Raw genomic sequence first — 23,870 nt, forward strand, 5'->3', positions numbered from 1 at the left:
CGCTTATCAATAATGACTGAGTTATTAATTATTCAGTCAGCAGTTGCATAACATGACGAATAGCAGCGGGCATATCTTGCGCTTGTAAGCCTCGTTGACCGACCAATAATGACCTATCATTATTGGTCATACTGTTTAATTTCTCCGTTTGTTTGACTAAGCAGTCTCCTGCCAATCCATGAAGAAGAACCGCTTGGTGCAAACTACGCGCTGCTTCGTTTAAATCTTCTTGAGCTAGTAGACCTGCAATCACACCTGATAACACATCGCCCATGCCAGCGCTTGCCATGCCAGCATTACCGACCCCGCAAACATAAACATGATGCTCTGCTTTATCCTGTTCCAAAATCAACGACCCTGCGCCTTTTAGTACCCAATCTCCTCCATAGTTTTCGGCACACTTTTTTATCGCTGCTAACCTATCAGCTTCTAGCTCACTAATCTTTTTATTTAATAACTTAGCGGCTTCACCACTATGCGGGGTGAAACAAACCTGATGCTTAGCGCTATGCTCTTTTAGCTGTGTGATTAATTGATGCTTATCGAGATGTAATGCTGCCAGATGATACAGACCATCCGCATCAATGATTATCGGCTTACCTTCTCTTATCGCAGCTTCAATATAAGTGATAAACACTGCTTTTGCCTTTTCATCACGACCCAGCCCCATGCCGATAGCAACCACACTGCCTTCCTTGATAAGGTTCTTTACCCCATCGGTATCATGTAAATTCATCGTCATTGCATCTGGCAGTGAGGTTAATAGCGCCCCATGAAATGCCTCGTGACAGGCGACAGTAATTTTACCAGCCCCTGTTGCCATCGCACTCGAGGCCGAAAGGATAGCGGCACCGCCCATCCCTTGGGAGCCATCAATACGATTACCACCGATGATTAATACATGTCCATAACTGCCTTTATAGCTATTTTGTCGACGAGGATTTAAAGCATGCGCAGTCGTCATTAATTTGGCAACTGGCTTAAATGCCTCACTATCCATTTGATACGGTATCAGCGGTATATCCATCACTTCTCCGCTATAATCCATACCATCTTTAGTATGCAAACCAAATTTACGCGCAATTAAGCATAGCGTCGCATCAGCCTGCACCGCTATTTGGTCGAATACTTGACCCGTAGAAGCAACCAATCCGCTGGGAATATCAACCGCAATCGCCAAAGCACTATCATCCTGAATAGCAGCATTAAAAGCGCAAATTGCCTGCTTATAAATATCTGTAGGCGCACGATCTAAACCAATACCGAATAGCGCATCGATATAAACATCCGCTTGCCACTGCTTATTTACTTTCTCATTGTTATTGTTATTGTTATTGTCATTATAATTACTGTCTTCAAAGCACTGATAGGGGCAGTTAGCAGACAACGCTATTTTTAGCGCTTTTTGTGCATCAGATAGCGCTTTTTTCTCGTTAAGATGTTGCGTTGTATTAGCTATCTCAAACTCATGACTATCAAAACCAACGGCTATGACCTCTACTTGCCAGCCCATTTGCTGCAAATAATAAGCAATCAGCCAACCGTCGCCACCGTTATTCCCCTTGCCCACCCAAATGCTGACTCGATGCGAATAAGCAGGACGACGGTAAAAATCAATATTATCTGATTCATGAATATTTAGGGATTTTTGCTCATAAAACGCTGCAATATACTGCGCCATTTGCCATGCCGCTTGTTTCATCAGTCCAAAACTATCATGACCGTCTGTAAACCATGCCTGCTCCATGGCATAAAGTTGTTCACTGTTATACAGCGCAATAGGCATAGTGCTATTTGCTAATAAATTGACTGGTACTGGCATGGTTGATTCTCGCTTATTTTATTTAATAGCTTTGTTATTTTAATAATAGGATGACGTATCATCCCTATGAGCTTATTCAAATGTTAGGTTCGATTAGATATCAGTATAAATCCAGATTTATTTATTTTGCTACTTGCGCTCTTAGCTCACTGGCTTATCATACAGCTATTCACATTATCATTTATAGCTCACTATGAATAGCAAATCCAAACCTACTCAGTCTCAGTTAATACAGCCAAACACACAGACGTTAGCAGCGCAGACGACTACGTCCAATCATGTACGACAAACAAAAATTGATGTTAATAATGCGCCAACCTTTGCAACGCCAGCTGAGGTCAAGCAATGGATTAAAGCCCAAGCCCAAGCTCTAGGCTTTGCTGACTGTGGTTTTTTATCGGTGCATCATCCTTTATTTGTTCAGCAGACTGAGCGACTACAGCAATGGCTAGCTAAGGGTTATGAGGGGCAATTGCAGTTTATGCATAATAACCATCACTTGCGTGCCCATCCCGAACAGCTGGTAGAAGGCGCCAAAACCATCATCAGCGTACGCATGGATTACTTAACCCAAACTCCCACACCGCGAGCGGTCACTGATAACGCTTATCCCAATCAAGGTATCATCGCCCGTTATGCTCGAGGTCGCGATTATCATAAGACAATGCGTAGTCGCCTTAAGCAATTGGCATTAAAAATCGGAGCCATGCTTCCTGAATGGCAGCATCTTAATATCGGCTCAGAGCAAGATTTTATTTTTAGACCTTTTAGTGATTCTGCTCCTATCTTTGAGCGCCCTATTGCCGACGCAGCAGGTCTTGGTTGGACGGGCAAACATACCCTACTCATCAACAAACAAGCTGGCTCATTTTTTGTACTGGGTGAGCTGTTTATGAGCCTCGAGCTGCCCGATGATGAGCCGGTTAATGAGCATTGTGGCAGCTGCAGCGCTTGTATCGACATCTGCCCTACCCAAGCGATTATCGCGCCCTACGAGCTTAATGCCTCTGCCTGTATCTCTTATCTCACCATTGAGCACGATGGCATTATAGACACCAAATATCGCCGCGCCATTGGTAATCGTATCTTTGGCTGCGATGACTGTCAGCTTATTTGCCCGTGGAATCGCTACGCCAACCTGACATCGGTAGAGGACTTTGCGCCGAGGCACAATCTTGATAGCAGCAGTTTACTTGAGCTATGGCAATGGCAGGAAGCAGAGTTTATGAAGAAGACCGAAGGTAGCCCACTGAGACGCACGGGTTATGTGAATTTTTTACGTAATATTGCCATTGCTCTTGGCAATGCGGATGGTAGCGCAGAAATAACCTTTCAACTTCAGCAAAAACTGGGCATCCATAATGCCATGCTCGATGAGCATATTACTTGGGCTATCAAAGAGCAGCAGGAAAAGTTAGAAAGCTTTAAGCCATAACTTCTATAGCAAATATACCAAACAAAAAAATGCCTCTTATTTTAGTAAGAGGCATTTTTATTAGCATGTAACTTTAAATATTTATGTTTAAAAGTCTATATTTTAATATTCAAAATCATCTTATGGCTTAGGGATACGTAATACTTGACCAGGATAAATCTTATCTGGCTCAGAAAGCATTGGCTTATTGGCTTCGAAGATTTTCATATAATCGTTCGCTGAACCATAAACGTCTTTTGCAATTTTAGATAAGCTATCACCAGATTTTACCGTATACATAGTAGATTCAGGCGCATCTTCTTCGATATCGATATTATCGATGACTTTAGCAACGTTTTGCACGTTACCGATAGCAATAATGGCTTTTTCACGGTCTGCTTGCGTTTTCGCTTTACCACTGATTTCAGCAGTATCGGTTGAGCCGTTGTATTTGATTTTTAAATCGCTGATATTCAGGTTTTGTTGCTGAATACGACGCAGTAAAATATTGGCAACTGACTGAGCTGATGGCTCACTGCTTTGTACTGGGGTGTTGGCATCCGCTTTGGTTTCTGCTTTAGCGTCATGCTTGGCATCATCACGGTTAAAGATTTTATCACCGATATCTTTTGCAAAACTGAACATACCCATATAACTGCTCCTTAAAATATTATTAATTATTATGCATGGTTATTTTTACGATGATAACGCCTAGCGGTTACCACCCTTTTTTGTTTACCATTATGAGTATAAGCAAAGGCATCAGCGATGAATAGTAATAGTATGTTGAGTAATGTTGATTTGGCGTAGCTTATGTTAACGTAATCGTTAATGGTAACGAATAATGTATAAAAGCTATTACGGCAAATTAAGAAAGACAATGATAGATATAGTCAGTTCAAAATAAAAGCGATACGTTATAGCTATGTGCGACTGGTATAAATTTTCCTTGCTTGCTGTTATCACAGAGGCTACGAAAAATTCATCCCAGTCGCACTGTATCGATTTTAAAGTAATTCTACTATAGCTAGACGATATCTATAAAAAATAGGCAAGAAAAAATAAGCAAAAAAAACCGCTTATCTATCAAGATAAACGGTCATATCAAACGGTTTAAGCTAATAGCTAATTATAGCTGCGCTTGCACGTAATCAATTGCTTTTTGAACTGTGGTTAGTTCTGCTGAATCTTCATCAGGAATAGTGATGCCAAAATCGCTTTCAAATGACATAACCAATTCAACTAGGTCTAATGAATCAGCGCCTAAGTCTTCCATAAATGATGCATCGTTGTTGATGTCTTCAACATTCATACCCAATTGTTCTGCTACTGCAGCTTTAACTCTTAGCTCGGTATCATTACTCATGTAGATTTCTCCTTTTTGATCTATTATTTTGACAAATTGCTATAGTCCCGTATTGGGCACTATAGCATTATATATAAAATGGGATGTTCAGATTAATATGGCTGTCTGAGTGCACTATAACCAATTATACGTTTTGACTAATGTCTGGTAAAGCCTTGCTATCATACAGGGCTTTGACAAAAAAGTATCCGTCATTATAGCACCCTTTATTATAGTTTACACTCGTTCACACAGTTTTTTATTATAAGTATGTAACGCTTAATTAGAATAATAAATTCTAATGCTACATATACATGCCACCATTAACTGGAATAATCGCACCGGTGATATAGCTGGCTTCATCACTCGCTAAGAATGAGACCGCCGCGGCGATATCTTCTGGCTGACCAAGACGGCTAATCGGCACCGCATCGAGCATTGAATTGAGTAAGCGCTCATCGAGCTCATCGGTCATGTCTGTTTCAATCAAACCTGGAGCGACACAGTTAATGGTCACCTGTCTTGAGCCAATCTCGCGCGCCAGCGTACGGCTAAAACCTTCTACACCAGCTTTGGTCGCAGCATAGTTAGATTGGCCCGCATTGCCCATTTGGGCGACGACAGAGGTGATATTGATGATACGACCACGGCGCGCTTTCATCATACCGCGTACCGCACGTTTACTCATACGATAAACTGAGGTTAAATTGGTATCAAGCACATTGTCCCAATCTTCATCTTTCATGCGCATCAATAAGCCATCTTGGGTAATACCGGCGTTATTGACCAATACTTGTACCGCGCCATAGACGCTTTCAATCTCTTCAAACAGCTTATCAATCTGCGCGGTATCACGTACGTCTAATACTCGACCAATACCGCCGCTATCGTGTAAATAATCATCAATAAGTGCCGCGCCTTTTTCTGTGGTCGCTGTGCCAATGACAAAATGGCCTTCTTTGGCAAAACGTTTGGCAACGGCTTTGCCAATACCGCGGCTAGCACCGGTCACTAATGTAATCGTACGGCTCATGATAATACCTCCATTAACTTATCTAGACGGGCGGGCTTGTCGGTAGGATAACTGGCAATAGGATGCGCTTGACGCTTGGCCAAATTGCTCAGGACATTACCACTGCCACACTCGATTAAAATATTAATTTGTTTATCCGCCAGCTCTTGCATGGTTTTTGACCATAGGACAGGTTCGCTTAACTGCTCGGTCAATGCCTGCTTGATGCCCGTGGCACTGGTTTCGACCCGTGCATGACGGTTTTGAATCACAGGAATAGTCGCTTGATCAAACTGAATAGCCGCTAACTCTTCTGCCAAGGCACTGCTTGCAGGTTCCATAAGGGCACAATGCGATGGCACACTGACCTTTAATGGAATGGCTTTTTTGCCAGTATTTTGGACTTTATCAATGACGGCGTTGACGCCTGCGGCATTACCTGAAACCACCACTTGTCCGGGACTGTTAAAGTTTGCTGCCCCGACGATGGCATCATCAACATGCTCGGTGGCTTGTTCACACAAGTTCTCAACCCGGTGGTCTTCTAGACCTAGTACGGCTGCCATTGCGGTATCAATACCAACCACCGCCTCTTGCATCAATTGGCCACGTTTATGCACCAGCTTGACGGCATCAGCAAGCGTTATCACACCAGCCGCACAAAGGGCGCTATATTCCCCTAAAGAATGACCCGCTAGGTAACAAGGCTTGTCTTTTATTTTTTGTTGTAAAATGCGCCAAACAGCGATACTAGCAGTCAATAAAGCCGGCTGAGTGTATTGGGTTTGATTGAGCTTGTCTTCGTCCTGACAAATTTCCCATAAATCTTCACCAAGCGCCGTACTCGCCTCAGCAAAGGTATCACGAATCTCAGGATAGGTTTCAGCAAGCTCACTCAGCATTCCGACGACTTGCGAGCCTTGTCCTGGGAAAATGACTGCGATGCGAGTGGGTTGTTTCTTTATCATATCGGGTACAGAGGCCATAACCAATATTCCTTATTTAATTGGAAATACCCCTAAATTAATGGGGTGCATTATAGAATTAGAAAATAATTAGAAGATTTATGATATAAAGTGATGGCTATCATTATTCCTTTAAGACAGCTAACGGTGGTTAAACTATACACTGACGCAGGCAATTAGCATAGCTGCCAACAAGCCAATGGCGTAAAACGGTTTATTTATAATATTTACTGCTTAAAATGAATTACTGTTAAAAAACGAATAACAAAAAGCCAAGTTATCTAGCTACATAATATATGATAGCGAAATAACTTGGCTTTCGTTTGCTCAAACTGCTTGCCCAATAATAACTGTGTAAAATCATAGATAGTTATCGGAACTATCATCATTTTGCATCAACCATCAATTAGCAAATAACTTAAGCGTCTTGACTAACTTTAAACAACTGGCGACCACGATAGAAACCATCTTTAGTCATGTGATGACGGCGATGCTTTTCACCAGTGGTGGCGTCGATGCTTAACTCAGCGATTTCCATACGATGATGTGAACGGCGCATGTCACGACGAGAACGACTTTTACGACTTTTTTGAACAGCCATGATATAGCTCCTATACTTAAAAGGGATAAGCTTGAAATTCAGCTTTAATCGATACTGACAGAGGCTATATAATCACAACAACCTAAGTCTTACGCATCATTAGTTAAATAGATTGCCACACGTATTAAAGTGCTGACTACGTCTAAAATCTATAGTTCGTTTGCAAGGTCAGCTTCTCTCTGCCAGCGGCAGGTTGCTAGAATGCAATAAACGGGACATTATACGCATGTTTCGCGAATTAATAAAGCCCTGCTTTCCACTCTTCTGCAGAAAGCTGATAAAAGGTATAAAGCTGCTATTAATTTTGCCCATACTGGAAATTATACGACTACAACTTACCTTTTAACGAAGCTAAGGCCGCAAAAGGATTTTCATTTTCTTCTTCTTCTGGTATCTCACCAAACTGCTCAACACTCATCTCGCAATCATCATGCTTTGGTGCCATCGGTGTTTTCAATAAAATCTCATCTTCGACCAGTTTTTTAAGCGGTAATAAACGCTCAGGAGCCGGCTCAGTGATAATTTCATCAAGCAATAAATAATCCTGCTCTTCACCGACCAAGCGTACTTGGCTTTCATTATCGAGCAATGCGATATCATAATCATCGGTCAAATCAATCGCAATCGGTTGCAAACAACGCTGGCAAGTTAACCATATCTCACCGGTTAAGGTAAAAGAGAGATGCAAAACATTATTACGGCGATAAAGATTGGCTTTGATCTGAAGGTCTGACTGTAGATGCTCGGTCGTCAGTAAGGCATTAAGACGCTCAAAAGAGCGCGGTGCGACTTGCCCTACCCATTCAAAACCACTGTCTTCCCATTTACTTAAGGAGATATGTTCTGGCAGATTCGCTGACGTAGGGGCTGATGCTTTATCAGCCTGAAGCGCTGAGGGCTTGTTTATTGGGGTGCTTGACATGCGCGGCCTCATTCATCAAAAACGGTGTATAATATTGCCTGCCATACTAACGGAAAGCATGGATTAGCGCTAGCGCTAGTATGTTAAGATTTTTTGGCACTAACTTTAGTAATAGTTATAGCACTGGTTTTGATGCTAATTGTTGTACACTAATTTTCGCAAAAGGTTTGCCTCTTGCTTTGTTTTATCCGCGTGACTCTATTGTGCCTGTATAAAGCGCCATAAATCTCTTACTTGGTTACTATTTTAATATGATATCGCCTGTGGTTGATCCTGATTTTTCTCACTTACTTTCTGCGCCTGACGCCAAACGTTTACTAAAACGTCTTCAGGCATTGGACAATAAAAAACCCAATGATAGGGTCAAAGTAAAGCCGCAGTTAGACGCTCTGTCAGAACAATGGCAGCAGATTATCCATGCTCAACATACAAAACCCTTTCCTGACAAGCCAATCATAGATGCACAAAGTGCAAATATCTCTAATGATAAAAATGAAGAAGCAGCGACTGATTGGCTGATAAGTTTATTCAATACCTTGTTTGCGGAGCAGCAGGTTATCTTAGTACGCGGCGCAGGCGAACCAGAGTATTTTCCTGCCAAAAACAATCAGCCAGCACGTATTGAATTTGCCCATGGTTTCTTTCAAAGTGCATTGCATGAATGTAGTCACTGGAGCCTCACTGGTAGTGAGCGTAGGAGCTTGAGCGACTTTGGCTACTGGTATGCGCCTGATGGACGCACAGCAGCGCAGCAGCAGGCATTTGAGCGTGTAGAGATTAAACCACAGGCACTGGAGTGTTTGTTTAGCTTGGCTTGCGGGCGTAATTTTCAAGTATCACAGGACAATCTATTTGCAGACTTTGATACCAGCACCAGCACCTTTGCTTATGATGTCTATCAACAAGCCAAAGCCTATATTGCTGAGCCTCATACGCTACCGCGTGATGCCAAAACGTTATTGCAGGCATTATTGACTATCTGTAGCGCTGCTTAGTTGCACAATACTGCTCACCTCATATTTGCTACTTATCAAAAATAATCCATTTTATAGCGTTAACGTTTCCCTACTCATAGTAACGCCGTGCCAATAAACTTATATTTGCTTTGCGCTATACTGGATAGGTAGTTTTAATTTTTTCTATAATTAATAGTTTATTAGCATAGTTAGTCAGAAAAAAGTGTGATATTAAAATTGTTCGATTCAATCATGATGGATTAAATTTTTATATTAAAAACCCCCTATCAAATAATCTATAATTATAAAACAAGGAATGATTATGCAAGTATTCTACATTCATCCAGAGAATCCACAGCCGCGACTTATTGAACAAGCGGCGGATTTATTACGCAGTGATCAGCTGCTTATCTACCCTACCGATACCAGTTATGCGTTTGGTTGCCGGCTAGGTGCCAAAGATGCGCTAGAAAAACTCAAGCAAATACGCGCGCTTGATGATAAGCATCAATTTACGCTGCTATGTCGCGACTTGAGTGAAATTGCCAATTATGCAAGCGTAGACAATGTGCAATTTAAACAGCTAAAAGCCCATACACCAGCACCGATTACGTTCATTTTAAACGCTACCAAAGATGTGCCTAAGAAATTGGCGCATCCTAAGAAAAAAACCATCGGCATTCGAGTACCGAGCAACCCTATTGCGCAGGCACTGTTAAAAGCCATGGACGAACCTATTCTGACCAGCTCCTTAATACTACCAAACCGTGATGATATATTGGACGATCCCTTTGAGATCGAAGACTTACTGGGTCATCAAATAGATGGTTTGATAAATGCCGGTATTAAAACCACTAAGCTAACTACCATTATTGATATGACTAGTGGTCAGCCCGAGGTTATTAGACAAGGTGCGGCTGATGTCAGCTCGCTATTGTTATAGATAAAACCTTTATCAATAAAAAACGCATAAAAAAAAGCTCCAATTAATTGGAGCTTTTTTTATCTTACAATTAGCGTGTAAAATTAGTCACGATCAACCAGTTCTACATAAGCCATTGGCGCATTGTCACCATCACGGTAACCGCATTTTACGATACGCAAATAGCCACCTGGACGAGCTTGGTAACGAGGACCAAGAGTACCAAATAGTTTGCCTACCATAGCTTTGCTACGCATACGGCTGAATGCCAAACGACGGTTAGCAACGTTGTCTTCTTTAGCCATAGTGATTAATGGCTCAGCAACGCGACGTAACTCTTTTGCTTTTGGTAAAGTTGTTTTGATCAGTTCATGCTCAAATAATGAGTTGGTCATGTTCTGAAACATTGCCTTACGATGACTGCCGGTACGACCCAGCTTGACTCCACTCTTACGATGGCGCATAGTCAAAAATCCTTAAAGTTTAACGGCTACGATAAGAAAAGCGATCATCAACACGAAGGTCAGCTGGCGGCCAGTTATCTAGGCGCATACCAAGCTCCAAATCTTTAGACGCTAATACGTCTTTGATTTCCGTTAATGATTTCTTACCAAGATTTGGGGTTTTTAGTAGTTCAGTCTCTGAACGCTGTACCAAATCACCGATATAGTAAATGTTTTCAGCTTTCAAGCAGTTGGCTGAGCGAACCGTTAGTTCGAGATCGTCCACAGGGCGTAATAGCACCGGATCAACCTCTTCTTTTTCTTTCACAGGCTCAGGCGCTTCTTCAGCTTCTAGGTCAACAAAGATAGAAATCTGTTGTTGTAAAATAGTGGCTGCTTTACGAATTGCTTCTTCTGGATCTATAGTGCCATTAGTTTCAAGCTCAATGATAAGACGATCAAGATCGGTACGTTGTTCTACACGTGCGTTCTCAACCTGATAAGCAACACGAAGTACTGGACTAAAACTTGCATCAAGCTTCAAGCGTCCAATCGCTTTAGTGTCACCATCTTCACGGCGCTGGTTTGCTGGCTCATATCCACGACCCATTACTACGCGCAAACGCATCTTAAGATGACCACGATCGCTTAATGTGCCTAATACCAATTCTGGATTGATAATGTCAACATTATGCGGCAAGGTGATGTCTGCAGCAGTAATAGTGCCTGGACCTTGTTTATCCAAGGTCAAAAATACTTCATTTTGGTCATGAAGGGTAATTGCCAAGCCTTTTAAGTTCAAAAGCAAGTCAAGCACGTCTTCTTGTAGTCCTTCAAGCGTTGAGTATTCATGGTCAACACCATCAATCTCAGCTTCAATGACTGCAGCACCAGGTAATGAAGATAACAAGATGCGACGTAAGGCATTACCTAAGGTATGCCCAAAGCCGCGTTCTAACGGTTCGAGCGTGACTTTCGCAATCGTTTCATTAACCGTATCCACGTTAATGGCATTCGGCGTTAGAAACTCAGTTGCACTTAGCATCATGATGTCACCTCGATTTATTAAACTGGTTTAATTAACGTCAATTGCTCAATGCTATTTTCATAACATCGAGCATCACGTTACTTACTTAGAGTATAGCTCAACGATCAAGCTTTCGTTGATTTCAGCAGGTAGATCAATACGATCAGGCGCTTTCTTAAACGTGCCTTGTAGTTTGCTGTGGTCAACATCTAGCCATTCTGGAATACCACGTTGTGTCGCTAGTTCGATAGCGTTTTTAATACGTAGTTGTTCGCGAGACTTCTCTTGGATAGCGATGACATCACCATCTTGCAACTGAATTGATGGAATGTTCACACGAACAAACTCATCACGGCCAGCTTTTTTTACCATCACAGTGCGATGGCTAACTAGCTGACGTGCTTCAGCGCGAGTTGAGCCGAAGCCCATGCGATATACTACGTTATCAAGACGGCTCTCAAGCATTGCTAACAAGTTTTCACCAGTAGCGCCACGCTTACGAGCAGCTTCTTTGTAGTAGTTTGCAAACTGACGCTCTAATACACCATAGATACGCTTAACTTTTTGTTTTTCACGTAACTGTAGAGAGTATTCTGAACTTTTATTACGGCTAACACCATGTTGACCAGGTGGACGAGCCGATTTTTTCGTTTTTACGTCGTATGGTTTAACACCAGACTTAAGGCCTAAGTCTGTACCTTCACGACGTGATAATTTGAGTTTTGGTCCAATATAACGGGCCATTGTTATGTCTCCTATAAGCTCTTATGATAAAAAGCTTCGTCTTTAATATTAGACGCGGCGCTTTTTCGGCGCACGGCAACCATTGTGTGGGATTGGGGTTACATCAGAGATGCTGTTGACTTTATAACCCAATGCACCTAGTGCTCTTACCGCAGACTCACGACCCGGTCCTGGTCCTTTGACCAAAACGTCGATATTCTTAACACCATATTCTTGAGCCGCTTTACCAGCGACTTCAGCTGCAACCTGAGCTGCAAATGGTGTAGATTTACGTGAACCACGGAAGCCTTGTCCACCTGAAGTGGCCCAAGCCAATGCATTACCTTGACGATCGGTAATCGTAACAATGGTGTTATTAAAAGACGCATGGATATGGGCAATGCCCTCCGATACTGAACGACGAGCCACCTTTTTGCGACTGCGAGTGTCTTTTGCCATCTTTTAGCTTCCTAAGTTAATTATCTTTTGAGAGGGCGTGTCGGACCCTTACGAGTACGAGCGTTGTTCTTGGTGTTCTGACCTCTAACTGGTAGGTTACGGCGATGGCGGATGCCACGGTAACAACCAAGATCAACCAAACGCTTGATATTCATTGACACTTCACGACGAAGATCACCTTCAGTCATGTAATTTGCAACTTGTGCACGGATAGCATCTAACTGTGTATCATCTAACTGACTAACTTTAGTAGTAGGGGCAATGCCAACTGCTTCTAAGATTTTCTGAGCAGTGGTACGACCTACACCAAAGATGTAAGTTAGTGAAATAACAGCATGCTTATTATCCGGAATGTTTACGCCGGCAATACGAGCCATTGATTTCTCTCCATTAAAGAAAAATAAGCTTTATCTATAGATAAGGCATTATTTTTCAGATTTGTTGCTGTCAATACTAAAGCTTTTATAATTATTATCGCTGTTTTGACTTGGTAACCAAGCCCATTCATTGACCATGTTATAAAAGATTTTGCATAAACTACGGCAAGTGGCGGATGATATCCCATCCGCCGTCATTTTTCAAGTATTAATTTAATTAGTAACTAAAGCTTAACACTTTAGAATACTAAATATTAACCTTGACGTTGCTTGTGGCGAGGTTCTGCGGTACAAATAATATGTACACGGCCTTTACGGCGCACAACTTTACAGCTACCACAAATCTTCTTAACTGATGCTTGAACTTTCATAGCATACTCCTTTGAGATATCGTACCGCTCATTTAAGGTTGAGTGGGCGATTGAATTAACGTCTGATCATGATATTGATGGGTCATCAAATGCGCTTGGATTTGCGAGATGAAGTCCATCACCACAACCACCATAATCAGTAACGACGTACCACCAAGTTGAAACGGTACACCAAACGATGACTGGACGACCATTGGCATTAAACAAATAACCGTCATATACATCGCGCCAATAAAGGTCAGTCGGTTTAATACATGATCTAGGTAACGCTGAGTTTGTTGTCCGGGGCGAATACCTGGGATATACGCACCACTACGTTTAAGGTTCTCAGCGACTTCACGCGGACTAAATACCAATGCCGTATAGAAGTAACAGAAGAAAATAATCATTGCGCCAAACAGAACCAAATATAGCGGTTGCCCTGGAGACAACACCAATGCCATATTCTGCAATATCTTTTGCGTCAAGGTAGGATCAGCCGATTGACCAACCCACTGCCCTAAACTTGCTGGAAACAACAATAACGAGCTGGCAAAAATGGCCGGGATAACCCCTGCCATGTTCAGCTTCAACGGCAAGTGTGACTGCTGCTGAGCATATATCTTGCGGCCTTGTTGTTGCTTCTGTGCATAGTTCACTGGTACACGGCGCTGAGCACGTTCAATATAAACGATACCAGCAGTCACCGCGATGCCTAGCAATACAAAGATAAAGAGTACAATCAAGTTCATCTGCCCTTGATTGACCTGTTCGATAGACTGCGAAATCATACCTGGCGTACCAGCCACAATACTCGCAAAAATGAGCATTGAGATACCATTACCTACGCCGCGCTCTGTAATCTGCTCACCAAGCCACATTAAGAACATAGCACCAGCTACCAATGAGGTAACCGCTGGAATATAAAAGGTCAGACCAGAAGATAAGGTAAGATTTTGACTGATTAAGCCAGCACACATTCCTAATGACTGTACTAGCGCTAACGCAAGTGTGCCCTGACGGGTGTACTTGTTTAGCTTACGTCGTCCCGCTTCACCTTCTTTTTTGAGGGCTTCAAGCGATGGCAGTACTGCAGACATCATCTGTACAATAATTGATGCTGAAATATATGGCATAATGCCAAGCGCCATGATGGACATACGCTCTAGTGCACCACCTGAGAACATGTTAAACATGCTCAGAATGGTATTTTCGTTGCGCGAAAACAGATCAGCCAAGTTAACCGGATTGATACCCGGCACTGGAATATGTGACCCTAAACGATAAACAATCAATGCGCCGATTAAGAATAATAAACGCGTCCATAATTCATCATACTTACGTATAAAGGCAAATGGATTGAGCGGTATACCAGCCGATGACATTGATTGTTTTGACACGTTACTACTCCTCGATGCTACCACCAGCAGCTTCGATTGCTTGCTTGGCGCCTTTAGTCACTTTGATACCTTTAAAGGTATAAGCTTTAGGAACTTCGCCTGACAACATAATACGAGCGCGCTTCATGTCATGACGGATAAGGTTAGCAGCTTTTAATGTTTCAATGCTAACCACATCGCCTTCGATTTTGTTCAGTTCAGACAGACGAACTTCAGCAGTCGTCATGGCCATTTTACTGGTAAAACCAAATTTTGGTAGACGGCGATATAAAGGCATTTGACCACCTTCAAATCCTGAGCGAATGCTAGAACCTGAACGAGATTTCTGACCTTTTACACCACGACCACCAGTCTTACCAAGACCTGAACCGATACCGCGACCACGACGTTGGGCAGTTTTCTTTGCGCCAACACCTGGTGATAATTCATTTAATCTAAGTCCCATTACGCTTCCTCCACTTTTACCATGTAGTTGACGCGATTGACCATACCACGTGTTGAAGGAGTGTCTTCTACTTCAACAGTATGACCAATACGGCGTAAACCCAATCCTTTCAAGCTCGCTTTGTGGCTCTTGAGGCGATGGGCACCCGATTTAAATTGAGTGACTTTCATTTTTTTCATCGTAACTCACCTAGTCTAAGTTAACCCAAGATTTCGTCTACAGATTTACCACGTTTCGCTGCCATCTTTTCTGGAGTTGACATATCACGTAAACCATTGAACGTTGCGCGAACAACGTTAGCGGTATTGGTAGAACCATAACATTTAGTCAAAACATCTTTGACACCAGCAACTTCTAATACAGCACGCATTGCGCCACCAGCGATTACGCCAGTACCTTCAGATGCAGGTTGCATATAAACTTTACTAGCACCATGACGTGCTTTGATTGGATGATACAAAGTTGCATCATTTAGCTCAACAGTAATCATATTACGTTTGGCAGCTTCTAGTGCTTTTTGAATAGCAGCTGGCACTTCACGTGCTTTACCGCGACCAAAACCAACACGACCATTGCCATCACCAACTACAGTTAGCGCGGTGAAAGAGAAAATACGACCACCTTTAACAACTTTTGCAACGCGATCAACGGTAACTAAGCGTTCTACTAGACCGTCAGTCTGTTCATTTTTATCATTTTTATCATTTCTAGCCATGATTAAAACTCCAATCCGTTTTCGCGAGCAGCTTCAGCTAAAGCTTTAACTCGACCATGATATTTAAAACCACTACGGTCAAAGGCAACTTTAGTGATACCAGCTGCTTTTGCGCGTTCTGCGATCAATTGGCCCACAGACGTCGCTGCATCAGCGTTACCAGTCGCGCCTGAACGCAAACTGCTGTCTAAGGTAGATGCCTGAGCAATCACTTCACCACCGTTCGGAGAGATAATCTGGGCATAAATGTGTTTCGGCGTACGGTTAACCGTTAGACGATGAACGCCCAAGAAACGGATATGTGCGCGGGTTTTCTTAGCTCGACGTAGACGAGCTGCTTTTTTATCAAACATTTCAACTCACCTTATTTTTTCTTGGCTTCTTTGCGAATCACATGCTCGTCACTATAACGAATACCTTTACCTTTGTAAGGCTCTGGTGGGCGGAAAGCGCGGATATTAGCCGCTGCTTGACCAAGCTGCTGCTTATTGTTTGATTTCAAAACAATTTCAGTTTGCGTTGGTGTTTCAGCCGATACACCTTCAGGTAACGTATATTCTACTGGATGTGAGTAACCAACGTTTAGCGTTACTTTATTACCAGTAGCTTGAGCACGATAACCAACACCAATTAGTTGAAGACGTCTTTCGAAGCCTTCATTAACGCCTGTAACATAGTTGTTAAGCAGAGCGCGCATGGTGCCAGTGTGCATCATGGCTTCTTTTGAATCGACTGTAGGTGAGAAAATGATTGCATCATCTTCCTGTTTCAGCTCGACCAAATCATGCAGGCGTAAAGACAAATTGCCGTTCTTGCCTTTAACTTCGACCTGCCGATCGTTCAAAGTAACGCTTACGCCGTTTGGCAGCGTCACTGGGGCTTTAGCCACACGAGACATAGGAATATTCCTTAAAAAATTAACTTCTTTATATTAGCGAAAAAACTAACAGGCTAAAAAGCCTGCTAGTTTAGCATAATTGTTCCCAATAAACATCATTCAATTTTATCAATATCAAATGCTTAGCGTTCTTTGAGCTTCGTTAATTCTATGCAGAATTGTCATCAGCGCAAAGGGGTTCAAGTAGACTTTATCGTCTCATTACCCATAGCAACAATTGCTAATTAGGCAACGAATGCAACGACTTCACCACCGATACCAGCAGCGCGTGCAGCACGATCGCTCATGATACCTTGGCTAGTTGATACGATAGCAACACCCATACCTTGTTTAACAGTAGGGATAGCGTCTTTACCGCGATGCTGGCGTAAACCAGGACGGCTAAAACGTTGAATCGTTTCGATAACAGCTTTACCTTCGAAGTATTTCAATTCGATAGATAAAGTTGCTTTGTTGTTGTCTTCTTCAGTAACAACAGCGCTAGCTACATAACCTTCACTAACCAATAAGTCAGCGATTGATTTACGTAGTTTAGAGCTCGGCATTGCTACCGATACTTTATTGGCCATTTGTGCGTTACGAATACGGGTTAGCATATCCCCAACGGTATCTTGCATACTCATATAGTTACTCCTTACCAGCTTGCTTTACGAACACCAGGCACATCGCCTTGCATGACACGCTCACGCAGCATATTGCGTGATAAGCCAAACTTGCGGAAGTAACCGTGAGGACGACCTGTGATAGCACAACGATTGCGCAGACGTACTGGTGATGCGTTACGTGGTAGAGCTTGTAGCTCTAACATCGCTTCCATACGAGTTTCGTCACTTGCAGTCATATCACTGATAGTTTCTTTTAGCTTGATACGCTTGTCAGCGTACTTAGCAACCATTTTTTCGCGCTTTAATTCGCGGTTAATCATGCTCTTCTTTGCCATAACGTCTTTACCTTATTTAAATGGGAAGCCGAATGCTTTAAGCAACGCACGACCTTCTTCATCAGTACCAGCTGACGTGGTGATTGTCACATCCATACCGCGGATACGATCAATCTTGTCAAAATCTACTTCTGGGAATACGATTTGTTCTTTGATACCCAATGAGTAGTTACCACGTCCGTCAAAGGCTTTAGGTGAAAAACCGCGGAAATCACGAATACGAGGAATTGCAATGGCAATGAGACGATCTAAAAATTCGTACATTTGCTCACCGCGTAGCGTTACTTTACAGCCAATTGGCCATTCTTCACGAATTTTAAAGCCAGCAACTGATTTACGCGCTTTGGTGACGACAGGTTTTTGACCAGCGATAGCGGTCATATCAGCTACTGCACCTTCAAGCAATTTCTTGTCTTGAGACGCGCCGCCTACACCCATATTTAGTGTGATTTTAGTGATTTTAGGCACTTGCATCACGTTCGCCAAACCAAGCTCTTCTTTGATTTGCTGCTTTAATTCTTCGTTATATAAAGATTTTAATCTTGCCATTACCATTACACCCTTAGTGTCTTACGCAGTCGCCACTACTTCACCGTTCGAACGATAGACGCGTTGTTTCTTGCCGTCTTCGCCGAACTGATAAGTAATACGATCAGCTTTTTGGGTTTGCGCATTTAATATTGCGACATTTGAGATATGCAGAAAAGCTTCTTGCTTAAGAATACCACCTTCAACGCCAGTTGCCTGATTTGGCTTCTGATGTTTAGTGACAATATTAATGCCTTCAACTTTAATACGATCATTTTTTACAGCTTGTACAGTACCTTGCTTGCCTTTGTCTTTCCCAGCAATCACGATAACTGTATCGCCTTTACGTAATTTTGACATGGATTACCTCACAATACTTCTGGTGCTAGTGATACAATTTTCATAAACTGATCACCACGTAGTTCACGAGTTACCGGTCCAAAAATACGAGTTGCAATCGGTGCTTTGTTTTGGTTCAACAATACCGCAGCATTGTCGTCAAAACGCAGAACAGAACCATCAGGACGACGAACGCCTTTTTTGGTACGTACAACTACAGCATTCATCACGTCGCCTTTTTTAACACGACCACGCGGAATGGCTTCTTTAACCGTTACTTTAATAATGTCGCCAACTGATGCATAACGACGATGAGAGCCACCCAGTACTTTAATGCACTGAACTCGTCTTGCACCGCTATTATCTGCAACTTCCAGCATCGATTCAACCTGAATCATAGCGTTACTCCACACGTATGAGCAATAAAAACCAGTTGCTGCCGCTAGCACAGTATGAGTAGTCGGCATTTTAATAATAATAACCGCTGCTACTCTTAATGTGAGTGATATACGCTCGGCGCAATCAGCATCCTTAAAAAGGCGGCTATTTTAACAGCTTCTGGCTTTTAATGCAATTTACTTAGATTTTTTCTACTTTTTCAACCACTTCAACCAAAGTCCAAGACTTGGTTTTTGAGATTGGACGCGTTTCTTTGATGCGGACAAGGTCGCCTTGTTGGCAAACGTTATTCTCATCATGAGCCTTGATTTTTGTAGAACGACGAAGCTGTTTGCCATACAAAGGATGACGAACCAGACGCTCAATCAAAACTGTGATGGACTTGTCCATCTTGTCGCTGACAACTCGTCCTGTCAATACGCTAGCATTGGTCGCTGTTTGATTGTTATCGCTCATGAGTCGCCTCGTTGTTTCTCGTTAATCAAAGTCTGAAGCTGAGCAATCGCACGACGATTGACACGCACTTCATGGGTATTCCCCAACTGACCAGTTGCTTTAGCCATACGAATACGGAAAGCATCAAGTTGCTTTTCATCAAGTAACTGGGTCAGTTCTTCTAATGATTTATCACGTAATTCACTGATCTTCATTACATTATCGTCCGCTTAACAATGGTAGTTTTAAAGGGCAGTTTTGCTGCAGCAAGCGTTAACGCTTCGCGAGCAAGGTCTTCTGAAACCCCTTCGATTTCATATAGCATTTTACCAGGTTTGACTTCGCATACCCAATATTCTACAGGACCTTTACCTTTACCCATACGTACTTCTAGTGGTTTATTAGTAATTGGTTTGTCTGGGAATACACGAATCCAAATCTTACCGCCACGCTTAATTTTACGAGTGATGGTACGACGTGCTGCTTCAATTTGACGGGCAGTCATACGACCACGAGTCAACGATTTTAGACCAATTTGTCCGAATGCAACGGTGCTTCCACGATGAGCTAGCCCAGTGTTACGACCTTTGTGCATTTTACGAAACTTGGTACGTTTTGGCTGTAACATAGTTTAACCTCTGTCTGTGTTTCGACGGTTTCCGTTTCCACGACCACGGCGTTTTGGCGCACGAGTCTGCTCTTCTTTGACGGGATTGTATACACTGTTCATGCCGTCAAGGATTTCGCCACGGAAAATCCAAACTTTTACACCGATAGTGCCGTAAGTTGTCTCTGCACGTACTGACGCGTAGTCAATATCAGCGCGGAGTGTATGCAATGGCACACGACCTTCACGGTACCATTCAGTACGAGCGATCTCAGCACCGCCAAGACGGCCAGACAACTCAACTTTAATACCTTTAGCACCAGAGCGCATGCTGTTCTGTACCGCGCGCTTCATCGCACGACGGAACATAACGCGACGCTCAAGTTGGCTGCCGATACCATCAGCGACCAAACGTGCATCAAGATCAGGTGAAGTGATTTCTTCAATGTTGACCTGAGCAGGTACGCCCATAATTTTGGTCAATTCTTTTTGAAGTCTTTCGATATCTTCGCCTTTCTTACCGATAACAATACCAGGACGCGCAGTGGCGATGGTAATCTTAGCAGCACCAGTAGGACGCTCAATCATGATATTGCTAATCATAGCATTATCTAGTTTTTTGCGTAGATACTCGCGGACTTGGATGTCGTTGATCAGGTATTCTGAGTATTGTTTAGGGTTAGCATACCAGTTTGCGTTATGCTTTTTGACAACACCAAGACGAATTCCGATTGGATGTACTTTTTGACCCATAACTTATTCTCCTACCTTTATAGTGATGTGACAAGTACGCTTACTGATACGATCAGCGCGACCTTTAGCACGTGGTAGGATACGTTTTAGCGTAATGCCTTCATCAACGTAGATGGTTGATACTTTAAGGGTATCAATATCTAAACCGTTGTTATGTTCGGCATTGGCGATGGCTGAGTCAAGACATTTCTTAACGAAGACAGCGCCTTTTTTATTACTATACGTTAGGATATCCAAAGCACGCTCGATAGATTTGCCACGAACTTCATCAGCAACGAGTCTAACTTTTTGTGCCGAAATGGCGGCACCGCGTAATTTTGCAGTTACTTCCATGGTAAGCACCTTATTTCTTAGCTTTTCTGTCAATGCCATGACCACGATACGTACGAGTCGGGGCAAATTCACCTAGTTTATGACCAACCATCTGTTCGCTCACGATAACCGGTACATGAGTACGGCCGTTGTGAACAGATAAGGTTAGGCCAACCATTTGTGGCAAAATCATCGAGCGGCGCGACCAAGTCTTAATTGGTTTGCGTGAGTTGGTGTCTAATGCATTCTCAACTTTGGCAAACAAGTGCGCGTCTATGAATGGACCTTTTTTCAATGAACGAGGCATGAAATTCTTCCTTTATTTCTTCTTGGCGCGGCGGCGGATGATCATACTGTCAGTACGCTTATTGTGACGCGTTTTAAGTCCTTTAGACTTCTGACCCCAAGGGCTGGTTGGATGGCGACCTTTGTTACGACCTTCACCACCACCATGTGGGTGATCAACCGGGTTCATAGCAACACCACGAACAGAAGGACGAACACCACGCCAACGTGAAGCACCGGCTTTACCAAGTGATTTCAAGTTGTTTTCAGTGTTAGAAACTTCACCGATAACGGCACGGCAGTTCACGTGTACGCGGCGTGTTTCGCCAGAACGTAGACGTAGAATAGCATAAATACCGTCACGACCAAGTAATTGAACGCTGGCACCCGCAGAACGAGCTAGCTGTGCACCTTTACCGATTTTAAGTTCGATATTGTGAATCACAGTACCCAATGGGATGTTTTTCAGCGGTAAACAGTTACCTGGACGGATTGGAGAGTTCTCTCCTGACATTACTGTATCACCAACTGCTTGTTTTTTAGCAGCAATGATATAGCGGCGTTCACCATCAGCGTACTTAAGTAAAGCAATGTGCGCAGTACGGTTAGGATCGTATTCGATACGCTCTACCGTGGCTGGGATATTGTCTTTAGTACGTTTGAAATCGATAATACGATAATGTTGCTTATGACCACCACCGATGTGACGAGTCGTGATGCGACCATTATTGTTACGACCACCTGACTTACTTTTTGATTCGAGAAGCGCTGCAAAAGGACGACCTTTGTAAAGGTGTGGATGCACCACTTTTTCAACAAAACGACGGCCTGGTGATGTTGGCTTTGCTTTTACGATAGGCATGAGTGTAATCCTTATTCGTTGTTCGCTGTTTCACTAGTAGAAGCAGTCGTTTTTGCGACGTCTTCACCAGCATCAGCCATTTGTACATCTTGACCAGCTTTTAAGGTAACGTAGGCTTTTTTATAGTCATTACGACGGCCGATATTCTTACCAAAACGCTTTGTCTTACCTTTAACATTCAAAGTGTTTACTTTTAAAACTTCAACGCCTTCGAACATCATCTCAACTGCTTTTTTGACTTCTAGCTTAGTAGCGTTAGAGTCAATTTTAAATACCTGCACACCAAGTGAATCGCCAAGCATTTGAGATTTCTCTGAGAATACAGGTCCTCTTAGGATCTGATAAAGTCTTGCGTTATTCATGCTAGTGCTTCCTCAAATTGTTTCGCAGCTTCAACTGACATGATTACTTTATCAAAAGCAATCAAGCTCACTGGATCCACTTCATTTGTACCAAGTACATTGACGTGTGGAATGTTGCGAGCAGCTAAGTATAAGTTTTCGTCAACTTCTTTGGTGACGATTAGTGCACGAGGTGCGCCTAAGTCATTTAACTTTGCAATCAGCTCTTTGGTCTTAGGGCCAGAAACGCTTAGCTCTTCAACCAAAATTAGACGATCTTGACGAATCAATTCGGCTAGGATGCACTGCATCGCACCGCGATACATCTTACGGTTAACTTTTTGTGACCAATCTTGTGGTTTTGCAGCGAATGCACGACCACCAGAACGCCAGATTGGGCTACGAATAGAACCTGCACGAGCGCGACCAGTACCTTTTTGGCGCCATGGCTTAATGCCACCGCCAGAAACTTCGGCACGGGTTTTTTGAGCGCGTGTACCTTGACGAGCACCAGCAAGATATGCGGTGACGACTTGATGCACTAATGCTTCGTTGAATTCACGACCGAAAGCCGTATCAGAAAGCTCAACTGCCGCCCCTGTAACTGTTTTTAAATCCACGTTAATCCCCTTGCTTAGGCTTTGACTGACGGACGTACGATGACATCGCCACCGGTGGCACCTGGGATAGCACCCTTGATGACAAGTAACCCTTTTTCAACATCAACCGATATCACTTCTAGGCCCTGAACGGTAACACGTTTGTTACCCATCTGACCTGGCATTTTTTTGCCTTTGAAGACTTTACCTGGTGACTGGTTTTGACCAGTTGAACCAAGGGCACGGTGAGATACTGAGTTACCATGAGTGGCATCTTGCATGCTGAAGTTGTGACGCTTCACGCCGCCTTGAAAGCCTTTACCTTTACTCTGTCCTGTGACATCAACCATCTGACCTTGTTCGAACAAGTCAGCTAGGATCTCACCGCCAATTTCACGACCTTCAAGGTCGCTTTCATTGGCACGAAATTCCCAAACACCACGGCCAGCTGCAACACCAGCTTTAGCGAAGTGACCTTTTTGAGCTGCTGTTACGCGGCTGTCACGACGGGTACCTGTGGTAACTTGGATGGCTTGATAGCCATCTACATCAGTATTTTTTACTTGAGTAATGCGGTTAGCACTGATCTCAACCACTGTTACAGGGATAGATGCGCCTGCTTCAGTGAAGACACGGGTCATGCCGCATTTTTTACCGACTAAACCGATCGCCAT

Annotated in this window: 37 protein-coding genes and 1 pseudogene; 3 read left to right on the forward strand and 35 right to left on the reverse strand. The window is 43.1% G+C overall.

The genetic code is table 11. The features are described from left to right. Positions 1-28: 28 nt before the first annotated feature. Complete coding sequence (locus tag B3Q63_RS06930) at positions 29-1,822, reverse strand: NAD(P)H-hydrate dehydratase (protein ID WP_296175208.1); 1,794 nt, start codon at positions 1,820-1,822, stop codon at positions 29-31. Positions 1,823-2,015: 193 nt separating this feature from the next. Between B3Q63_RS06930 and queG the strand changes: the two genes are divergently transcribed. Then, entirely contained in the window at positions 2,016-3,257 is a 1,242-nt protein-coding gene (gene queG, locus B3Q63_RS06935) for a tRNA epoxyqueuosine(34) reductase QueG (RefSeq protein ID WP_296175211.1), read from the forward strand. A gap of 120 nt (positions 3,258-3,377) precedes the next feature. On the opposite strand, the gene lysM is transcribed toward queG, so the two are convergent. The 6 genes from lysM to B3Q63_RS06965 form a co-directional block, all read right to left on the reverse strand. Further along, positions 3,378-3,887 (reverse strand): peptidoglycan-binding protein LysM, encoded by a 510-nt coding sequence (gene lysM / locus B3Q63_RS06940; protein ID WP_201562638.1) that lies wholly within the window; start codon positions 3,885-3,887, stop codon positions 3,378-3,380. Between the two features lie 478 nt (positions 3,888-4,365). Next, the gene (acpP, locus tag B3Q63_RS06945; RefSeq protein WP_025652201.1) at positions 4,366-4,602 is read right to left on the reverse strand and encodes an acyl carrier protein; all 237 of its coding nucleotides are present in this window, start codon (positions 4,600-4,602) and stop codon (positions 4,366-4,368) included. Between the two features lie 283 nt (positions 4,603-4,885). Beyond that, positions 4,886-5,620, reverse strand: coding sequence for a 3-oxoacyl-ACP reductase FabG (fabG, locus tag B3Q63_RS06950; protein ID WP_265088596.1), 735 nt, complete (start codon positions 5,618-5,620; stop codon positions 4,886-4,888). Beyond that, entirely contained in the window at positions 5,611-6,579 is a 969-nt protein-coding gene (fabD, locus tag B3Q63_RS06955) for an ACP S-malonyltransferase (protein WP_296175217.1), read from the reverse strand. The genes fabG and fabD overlap by 10 nt, the downstream gene beginning before the upstream one ends. Before the next feature lie 397 nt (positions 6,580-6,976). After that, entirely contained in the window at positions 6,977-7,159 is a 183-nt protein-coding gene (rpmF, locus tag B3Q63_RS06960) for a 50S ribosomal protein L32 (RefSeq protein ID WP_079691010.1), read from the reverse strand. 328 nt (positions 7,160-7,487) lie between these two features. Continuing rightward, entirely contained in the window at positions 7,488-8,081 is a 594-nt protein-coding gene (locus B3Q63_RS06965; RefSeq protein ID WP_296175222.1) for a YceD family protein, read from the reverse strand. A 251-nt stretch (positions 8,082-8,332) separates the two neighbouring features. Between B3Q63_RS06965 and B3Q63_RS06970 the strand changes: the two genes are divergently transcribed. Beyond that, positions 8,333-9,076, forward strand: coding sequence for an elongation factor P hydroxylase (locus tag B3Q63_RS06970; RefSeq protein WP_296175225.1), 744 nt, complete (start codon positions 8,333-8,335; stop codon positions 9,074-9,076). A gap of 283 nt (positions 9,077-9,359) precedes the next feature. Continuing rightward, the gene (locus B3Q63_RS06975) at positions 9,360-9,980 is read left to right on the forward strand and encodes an L-threonylcarbamoyladenylate synthase (protein WP_296175228.1); all 621 of its coding nucleotides are present in this window, start codon (positions 9,360-9,362) and stop codon (positions 9,978-9,980) included. An 83-nt stretch (positions 9,981-10,063) separates the two neighbouring features. On the opposite strand, the gene rplQ is transcribed toward B3Q63_RS06975, so the two are convergent. From rplQ to rplC, 28 genes and pseudogenes are all read right to left on the reverse strand, one after another. Further along, a complete protein-coding gene (rplQ, locus tag B3Q63_RS06980; RefSeq protein WP_183621142.1) occupies positions 10,064-10,423 on the reverse strand; it encodes a 50S ribosomal protein L17 in 360 nt (119 codons plus the stop codon). 19 nt (positions 10,424-10,442) lie between these two features. Next, a complete protein-coding gene (locus B3Q63_RS06985) occupies positions 10,443-11,450 on the reverse strand; it encodes a DNA-directed RNA polymerase subunit alpha (RefSeq protein WP_068408445.1) in 1,008 nt (335 codons plus the stop codon). Positions 11,451-11,531: 81 nt separating this feature from the next. Continuing rightward, a complete protein-coding gene (rpsD, locus tag B3Q63_RS06990) occupies positions 11,532-12,173 on the reverse strand; it encodes a 30S ribosomal protein S4 (RefSeq protein ID WP_011279807.1) in 642 nt (213 codons plus the stop codon). A gap of 48 nt (positions 12,174-12,221) precedes the next feature. After that, the gene (rpsK, locus tag B3Q63_RS06995; protein WP_010196728.1) at positions 12,222-12,611 is read right to left on the reverse strand and encodes a 30S ribosomal protein S11; all 390 of its coding nucleotides are present in this window, start codon (positions 12,609-12,611) and stop codon (positions 12,222-12,224) included. A 20-nt stretch (positions 12,612-12,631) separates the two neighbouring features. Continuing rightward, positions 12,632-12,988: a 30S ribosomal protein S13 gene (rpsM, locus tag B3Q63_RS07000; RefSeq protein WP_021813384.1), complete on the reverse strand. Its 357-nt coding sequence runs from the start codon at positions 12,986-12,988 to the stop codon at positions 12,632-12,634. Next, entirely contained in the window at positions 12,967-13,176 is a 210-nt protein-coding gene (locus tag B3Q63_RS07005; protein ID WP_201624038.1) for a hypothetical protein, read from the reverse strand. Before B3Q63_RS07005 ends, rpsM begins: the two co-directional genes overlap by 22 nt. A 66-nt stretch (positions 13,177-13,242) precedes the next feature. Continuing rightward, positions 13,243-13,359: a 50S ribosomal protein L36 gene (gene rpmJ / locus B3Q63_RS07010; protein WP_010196721.1), complete on the reverse strand. Its 117-nt coding sequence runs from the start codon at positions 13,357-13,359 to the stop codon at positions 13,243-13,245. A 32-nt stretch (positions 13,360-13,391) separates the two neighbouring features. Beyond that, positions 13,392-14,723: a preprotein translocase subunit SecY gene (secY, locus tag B3Q63_RS07015; protein ID WP_183621185.1), complete on the reverse strand. Its 1,332-nt coding sequence runs from the start codon at positions 14,721-14,723 to the stop codon at positions 13,392-13,394. 19 nt (positions 14,724-14,742) lie between these two features. After that, a complete protein-coding gene (gene rplO / locus B3Q63_RS07020; RefSeq protein ID WP_296175237.1) occupies positions 14,743-15,183 on the reverse strand; it encodes a 50S ribosomal protein L15 in 441 nt (146 codons plus the stop codon). Next, positions 15,183-15,362, reverse strand: coding sequence for a 50S ribosomal protein L30 (rpmD, locus tag B3Q63_RS07025; RefSeq protein ID WP_068408453.1), 180 nt, complete (start codon positions 15,360-15,362; stop codon positions 15,183-15,185). Before rpmD ends, rplO begins: the two co-directional genes overlap by 1 nt. Before the next feature lie 20 nt (positions 15,363-15,382). Then, positions 15,383-15,898: a 30S ribosomal protein S5 gene (gene rpsE, locus B3Q63_RS07030; protein WP_010196711.1), complete on the reverse strand. Its 516-nt coding sequence runs from the start codon at positions 15,896-15,898 to the stop codon at positions 15,383-15,385. Between the two features lie 2 nt (positions 15,899-15,900). After that, positions 15,901-16,251, reverse strand: a complete 351-nt coding sequence (gene rplR, locus B3Q63_RS07035) for a 50S ribosomal protein L18 (RefSeq protein WP_149490924.1) — start codon at positions 16,249-16,251, stop codon at positions 15,901-15,903. 11 nt (positions 16,252-16,262) lie between these two features. Continuing rightward, entirely contained in the window at positions 16,263-16,796 is a 534-nt protein-coding gene (gene rplF / locus B3Q63_RS07040; protein WP_183621140.1) for a 50S ribosomal protein L6, read from the reverse strand. A 224-nt stretch (positions 16,797-17,020) separates the two neighbouring features. Further along, positions 17,021-17,419, reverse strand: a complete 399-nt coding sequence (gene rpsH / locus B3Q63_RS07045; RefSeq protein WP_201562649.1) for a 30S ribosomal protein S8 — start codon at positions 17,417-17,419, stop codon at positions 17,021-17,023. Positions 17,420-17,430: 11 nt separating this feature from the next. After that, positions 17,431-17,736 (reverse strand): 30S ribosomal protein S14, encoded by a 306-nt coding sequence (rpsN, locus tag B3Q63_RS07050; protein ID WP_011279798.1) that lies wholly within the window; start codon positions 17,734-17,736, stop codon positions 17,431-17,433. Between the two features lie 12 nt (positions 17,737-17,748). Beyond that, a complete protein-coding gene (gene rplE, locus B3Q63_RS07055; protein WP_102077550.1) occupies positions 17,749-18,285 on the reverse strand; it encodes a 50S ribosomal protein L5 in 537 nt (178 codons plus the stop codon). A gap of 21 nt (positions 18,286-18,306) precedes the next feature. Continuing rightward, on the reverse strand, positions 18,307-18,624 hold the full coding sequence (gene rplX, locus B3Q63_RS07060) for a 50S ribosomal protein L24 (RefSeq protein WP_011279796.1): 318 nt from the start codon (positions 18,622-18,624) through the stop codon (positions 18,307-18,309). Positions 18,625-18,632: 8 nt separating this feature from the next. Beyond that, a complete protein-coding gene (gene rplN / locus B3Q63_RS07065; RefSeq protein ID WP_010196702.1) occupies positions 18,633-19,001 on the reverse strand; it encodes a 50S ribosomal protein L14 in 369 nt (122 codons plus the stop codon). Between the two features lie 181 nt (positions 19,002-19,182). Continuing rightward, positions 19,183-19,458 (reverse strand): 30S ribosomal protein S17, encoded by a 276-nt coding sequence (gene rpsQ / locus B3Q63_RS07070; RefSeq protein ID WP_201562651.1) that lies wholly within the window; start codon positions 19,456-19,458, stop codon positions 19,183-19,185. Further along, positions 19,455-19,652 carry a 50S ribosomal protein L29 gene (gene rpmC, locus B3Q63_RS07075; RefSeq protein ID WP_011279794.1) on the reverse strand — a complete coding sequence of 66 codons (198 nt, stop codon included), beginning with the start codon at positions 19,650-19,652 and terminating at the stop codon, positions 19,455-19,457. Before rpmC ends, rpsQ begins: the two co-directional genes overlap by 4 nt. Continuing rightward, a complete protein-coding gene (rplP, locus tag B3Q63_RS07080) occupies positions 19,652-20,065 on the reverse strand; it encodes a 50S ribosomal protein L16 (RefSeq protein ID WP_183621137.1) in 414 nt (137 codons plus the stop codon). The genes rpmC and rplP overlap by 1 nt, the downstream gene beginning before the upstream one ends. Then, positions 20,005-20,797, reverse strand: a pseudogene (rpsC, locus tag B3Q63_RS07085) (30S ribosomal protein S3). Before rpsC ends, rplP begins: the two are co-directional and overlap by 61 nt. 3 nt (positions 20,798-20,800) lie before the next feature. Beyond that, positions 20,801-21,130: a 50S ribosomal protein L22 gene (gene rplV / locus B3Q63_RS07090; protein WP_068408473.1), complete on the reverse strand. Its 330-nt coding sequence runs from the start codon at positions 21,128-21,130 to the stop codon at positions 20,801-20,803. Between the two features lie 10 nt (positions 21,131-21,140). Next, the gene (gene rpsS / locus B3Q63_RS07095; RefSeq protein WP_021813372.1) at positions 21,141-21,416 is read right to left on the reverse strand and encodes a 30S ribosomal protein S19; all 276 of its coding nucleotides are present in this window, start codon (positions 21,414-21,416) and stop codon (positions 21,141-21,143) included. A 12-nt stretch (positions 21,417-21,428) separates the two neighbouring features. Next, a complete protein-coding gene (gene rplB, locus B3Q63_RS07100) occupies positions 21,429-22,256 on the reverse strand; it encodes a 50S ribosomal protein L2 (protein WP_149490928.1) in 828 nt (275 codons plus the stop codon). Between the two features lie 11 nt (positions 22,257-22,267). Further along, positions 22,268-22,618 carry a 50S ribosomal protein L23 gene (rplW, locus tag B3Q63_RS07105; protein WP_183621135.1) on the reverse strand — a complete coding sequence of 117 codons (351 nt, stop codon included), beginning with the start codon at positions 22,616-22,618 and terminating at the stop codon, positions 22,268-22,270. Continuing rightward, a complete protein-coding gene (gene rplD, locus B3Q63_RS07110; protein WP_149490930.1) occupies positions 22,615-23,217 on the reverse strand; it encodes a 50S ribosomal protein L4 in 603 nt (200 codons plus the stop codon). Before rplD ends, rplW begins: the two co-directional genes overlap by 4 nt. A 14-nt stretch (positions 23,218-23,231) precedes the next feature. Further along, positions 23,232-23,870 carry a 50S ribosomal protein L3 gene (rplC, locus tag B3Q63_RS07115; RefSeq protein ID WP_201562653.1) on the reverse strand — a complete coding sequence of 213 codons (639 nt, stop codon included), beginning with the start codon at positions 23,868-23,870 and terminating at the stop codon, positions 23,232-23,234.

Source organism: Psychrobacter sp. UBA2769 (assembly GCF_002352555.1).
In the GTDB taxonomy this organism is placed as follows: Bacteria; Pseudomonadota; Gammaproteobacteria; order Pseudomonadales; family Moraxellaceae; genus Psychrobacter; species Psychrobacter maritimus.

What these genes read in the sequence shown, in the direction of transcription:
- B3Q63_RS06930 (WP_296175208.1), bottom strand. Translation starts at nt 1,822, where the DNA reads ATGCCAGTACCAGTCAATTTATTAGCAAATAGCACTATGCCTATTGCG.
- queG (WP_296175211.1), top strand. Translation starts at nt 2,016, where the DNA reads ATGAATAGCAAATCCAAACCTACTCAGTCTCAGTTAATACAGCCAAAC.
- lysM (WP_201562638.1), bottom strand. Translation starts at nt 3,887, where the DNA reads ATGGGTATGTTCAGTTTTGCAAAAGATATCGGTGATAAAATCTTTAAC.
- acpP (WP_025652201.1), bottom strand. Translation starts at nt 4,602, where the DNA reads ATGAGTAATGATACCGAGCTAAGAGTTAAAGCTGCAGTAGCAGAACAA.
- fabD (WP_296175217.1), bottom strand. Translation starts at nt 6,579, where the DNA reads ATGGCCTCTGTACCCGATATGATAAAGAAACAACCCACTCGCATCGCA.
- rpmF (WP_079691010.1), bottom strand. Translation starts at nt 7,159, where the DNA reads ATGGCTGTTCAAAAAAGTCGTAAAAGTCGTTCTCGTCGTGACATGCGC.
- B3Q63_RS06965 (WP_296175222.1), bottom strand. Translation starts at nt 8,081, where the DNA reads ATGTCAAGCACCCCAATAAACAAGCCCTCAGCGCTTCAGGCTGATAAA.
- B3Q63_RS06970 (WP_296175225.1), top strand. Translation starts at nt 8,333, where the DNA reads ATGATATCGCCTGTGGTTGATCCTGATTTTTCTCACTTACTTTCTGCG.
- B3Q63_RS06975 (WP_296175228.1), top strand. Translation starts at nt 9,360, where the DNA reads ATGCAAGTATTCTACATTCATCCAGAGAATCCACAGCCGCGACTTATT.
- rplQ (WP_183621142.1), bottom strand. Translation starts at nt 10,423, where the DNA reads ATGCGCCATCGTAAGAGTGGAGTCAAGCTGGGTCGTACCGGCAGTCAT.
- B3Q63_RS06985 (WP_068408445.1), bottom strand. Translation starts at nt 11,450, where the DNA reads ATGATGCTAAGTGCAACTGAGTTTCTAACGCCGAATGCCATTAACGTG.
- rpsD (WP_011279807.1), bottom strand. Translation starts at nt 12,173, where the DNA reads ATGGCCCGTTATATTGGACCAAAACTCAAATTATCACGTCGTGAAGGT.
- rpsK (WP_010196728.1), bottom strand. Translation starts at nt 12,611, where the DNA reads ATGGCAAAAGACACTCGCAGTCGCAAAAAGGTGGCTCGTCGTTCAGTA.
- rpsM (WP_021813384.1), bottom strand. Translation starts at nt 12,988, where the DNA reads ATGGCTCGTATTGCCGGCGTAAACATTCCGGATAATAAGCATGCTGTT.
- B3Q63_RS07005 (WP_201624038.1), bottom strand. Translation starts at nt 13,176, where the DNA reads ATGGGATATCATCCGCCACTTGCCGTAGTTTATGCAAAATCTTTTATA.
- rpmJ (WP_010196721.1), bottom strand. Translation starts at nt 13,359, where the DNA reads ATGAAAGTTCAAGCATCAGTTAAGAAGATTTGTGGTAGCTGTAAAGTT.
- secY (WP_183621185.1), bottom strand. Translation starts at nt 14,723, where the DNA reads ATGTCATCGGCTGGTATACCGCTCAATCCATTTGCCTTTATACGTAAG.
- rplO (WP_296175237.1), bottom strand. Translation starts at nt 15,183, where the DNA reads ATGGGACTTAGATTAAATGAATTATCACCAGGTGTTGGCGCAAAGAAA.
- rpmD (WP_068408453.1), bottom strand. Translation starts at nt 15,362, where the DNA reads ATGAAAAAAATGAAAGTCACTCAATTTAAATCGGGTGCCCATCGCCTC.
- rpsE (WP_010196711.1), bottom strand. Translation starts at nt 15,898, where the DNA reads ATGGCTAGAAATGATAAAAATGATAAAAATGAACAGACTGACGGTCTA.
- rplR (WP_149490924.1), bottom strand. Translation starts at nt 16,251, where the DNA reads ATGTTTGATAAAAAAGCAGCTCGTCTACGTCGAGCTAAGAAAACCCGC.
- rplF (WP_183621140.1), bottom strand. Translation starts at nt 16,796, where the DNA reads ATGTCTCGTGTGGCTAAAGCCCCAGTGACGCTGCCAAACGGCGTAAGC.
- rpsH (WP_201562649.1), bottom strand. Translation starts at nt 17,419, where the DNA reads ATGAGTATGCAAGATACCGTTGGGGATATGCTAACCCGTATTCGTAAC.
- rpsN (WP_011279798.1), bottom strand. Translation starts at nt 17,736, where the DNA reads ATGGCAAAGAAGAGCATGATTAACCGCGAATTAAAGCGCGAAAAAATG.
- rplE (WP_102077550.1), bottom strand. Translation starts at nt 18,285, where the DNA reads ATGGCAAGATTAAAATCTTTATATAACGAAGAATTAAAGCAGCAAATC.
- rplX (WP_011279796.1), bottom strand. Translation starts at nt 18,624, where the DNA reads ATGTCAAAATTACGTAAAGGCGATACAGTTATCGTGATTGCTGGGAAA.
- rplN (WP_010196702.1), bottom strand. Translation starts at nt 19,001, where the DNA reads ATGATTCAGGTTGAATCGATGCTGGAAGTTGCAGATAATAGCGGTGCA.
- rpsQ (WP_201562651.1), bottom strand. Translation starts at nt 19,458, where the DNA reads ATGAGCGATAACAATCAAACAGCGACCAATGCTAGCGTATTGACAGGA.
- rpmC (WP_011279794.1), bottom strand. Translation starts at nt 19,652, where the DNA reads ATGAAGATCAGTGAATTACGTGATAAATCATTAGAAGAACTGACCCAG.
- rplP (WP_183621137.1), bottom strand. Translation starts at nt 20,065, where the DNA reads ATGTTACAGCCAAAACGTACCAAGTTTCGTAAAATGCACAAAGGTCGT.
- rplV (WP_068408473.1), bottom strand. Translation starts at nt 21,130, where the DNA reads ATGGAAGTAACTGCAAAATTACGCGGTGCCGCCATTTCGGCACAAAAA.
- rpsS (WP_021813372.1), bottom strand. Translation starts at nt 21,416, where the DNA reads ATGCCTCGTTCATTGAAAAAAGGTCCATTCATAGACGCGCACTTGTTT.
- rplB (WP_149490928.1), bottom strand. Translation starts at nt 22,256, where the DNA reads ATGCCTATCGTAAAAGCAAAGCCAACATCACCAGGCCGTCGTTTTGTT.
- rplW (WP_183621135.1), bottom strand. Translation starts at nt 22,618, where the DNA reads ATGAATAACGCAAGACTTTATCAGATCCTAAGAGGACCTGTATTCTCA.
- rplC (WP_201562653.1), bottom strand. Translation starts at nt 23,870, where the DNA reads ATGGCGATCGGTTTAGTCGGTAAAAAATGCGGCATGACCCGTGTCTTC.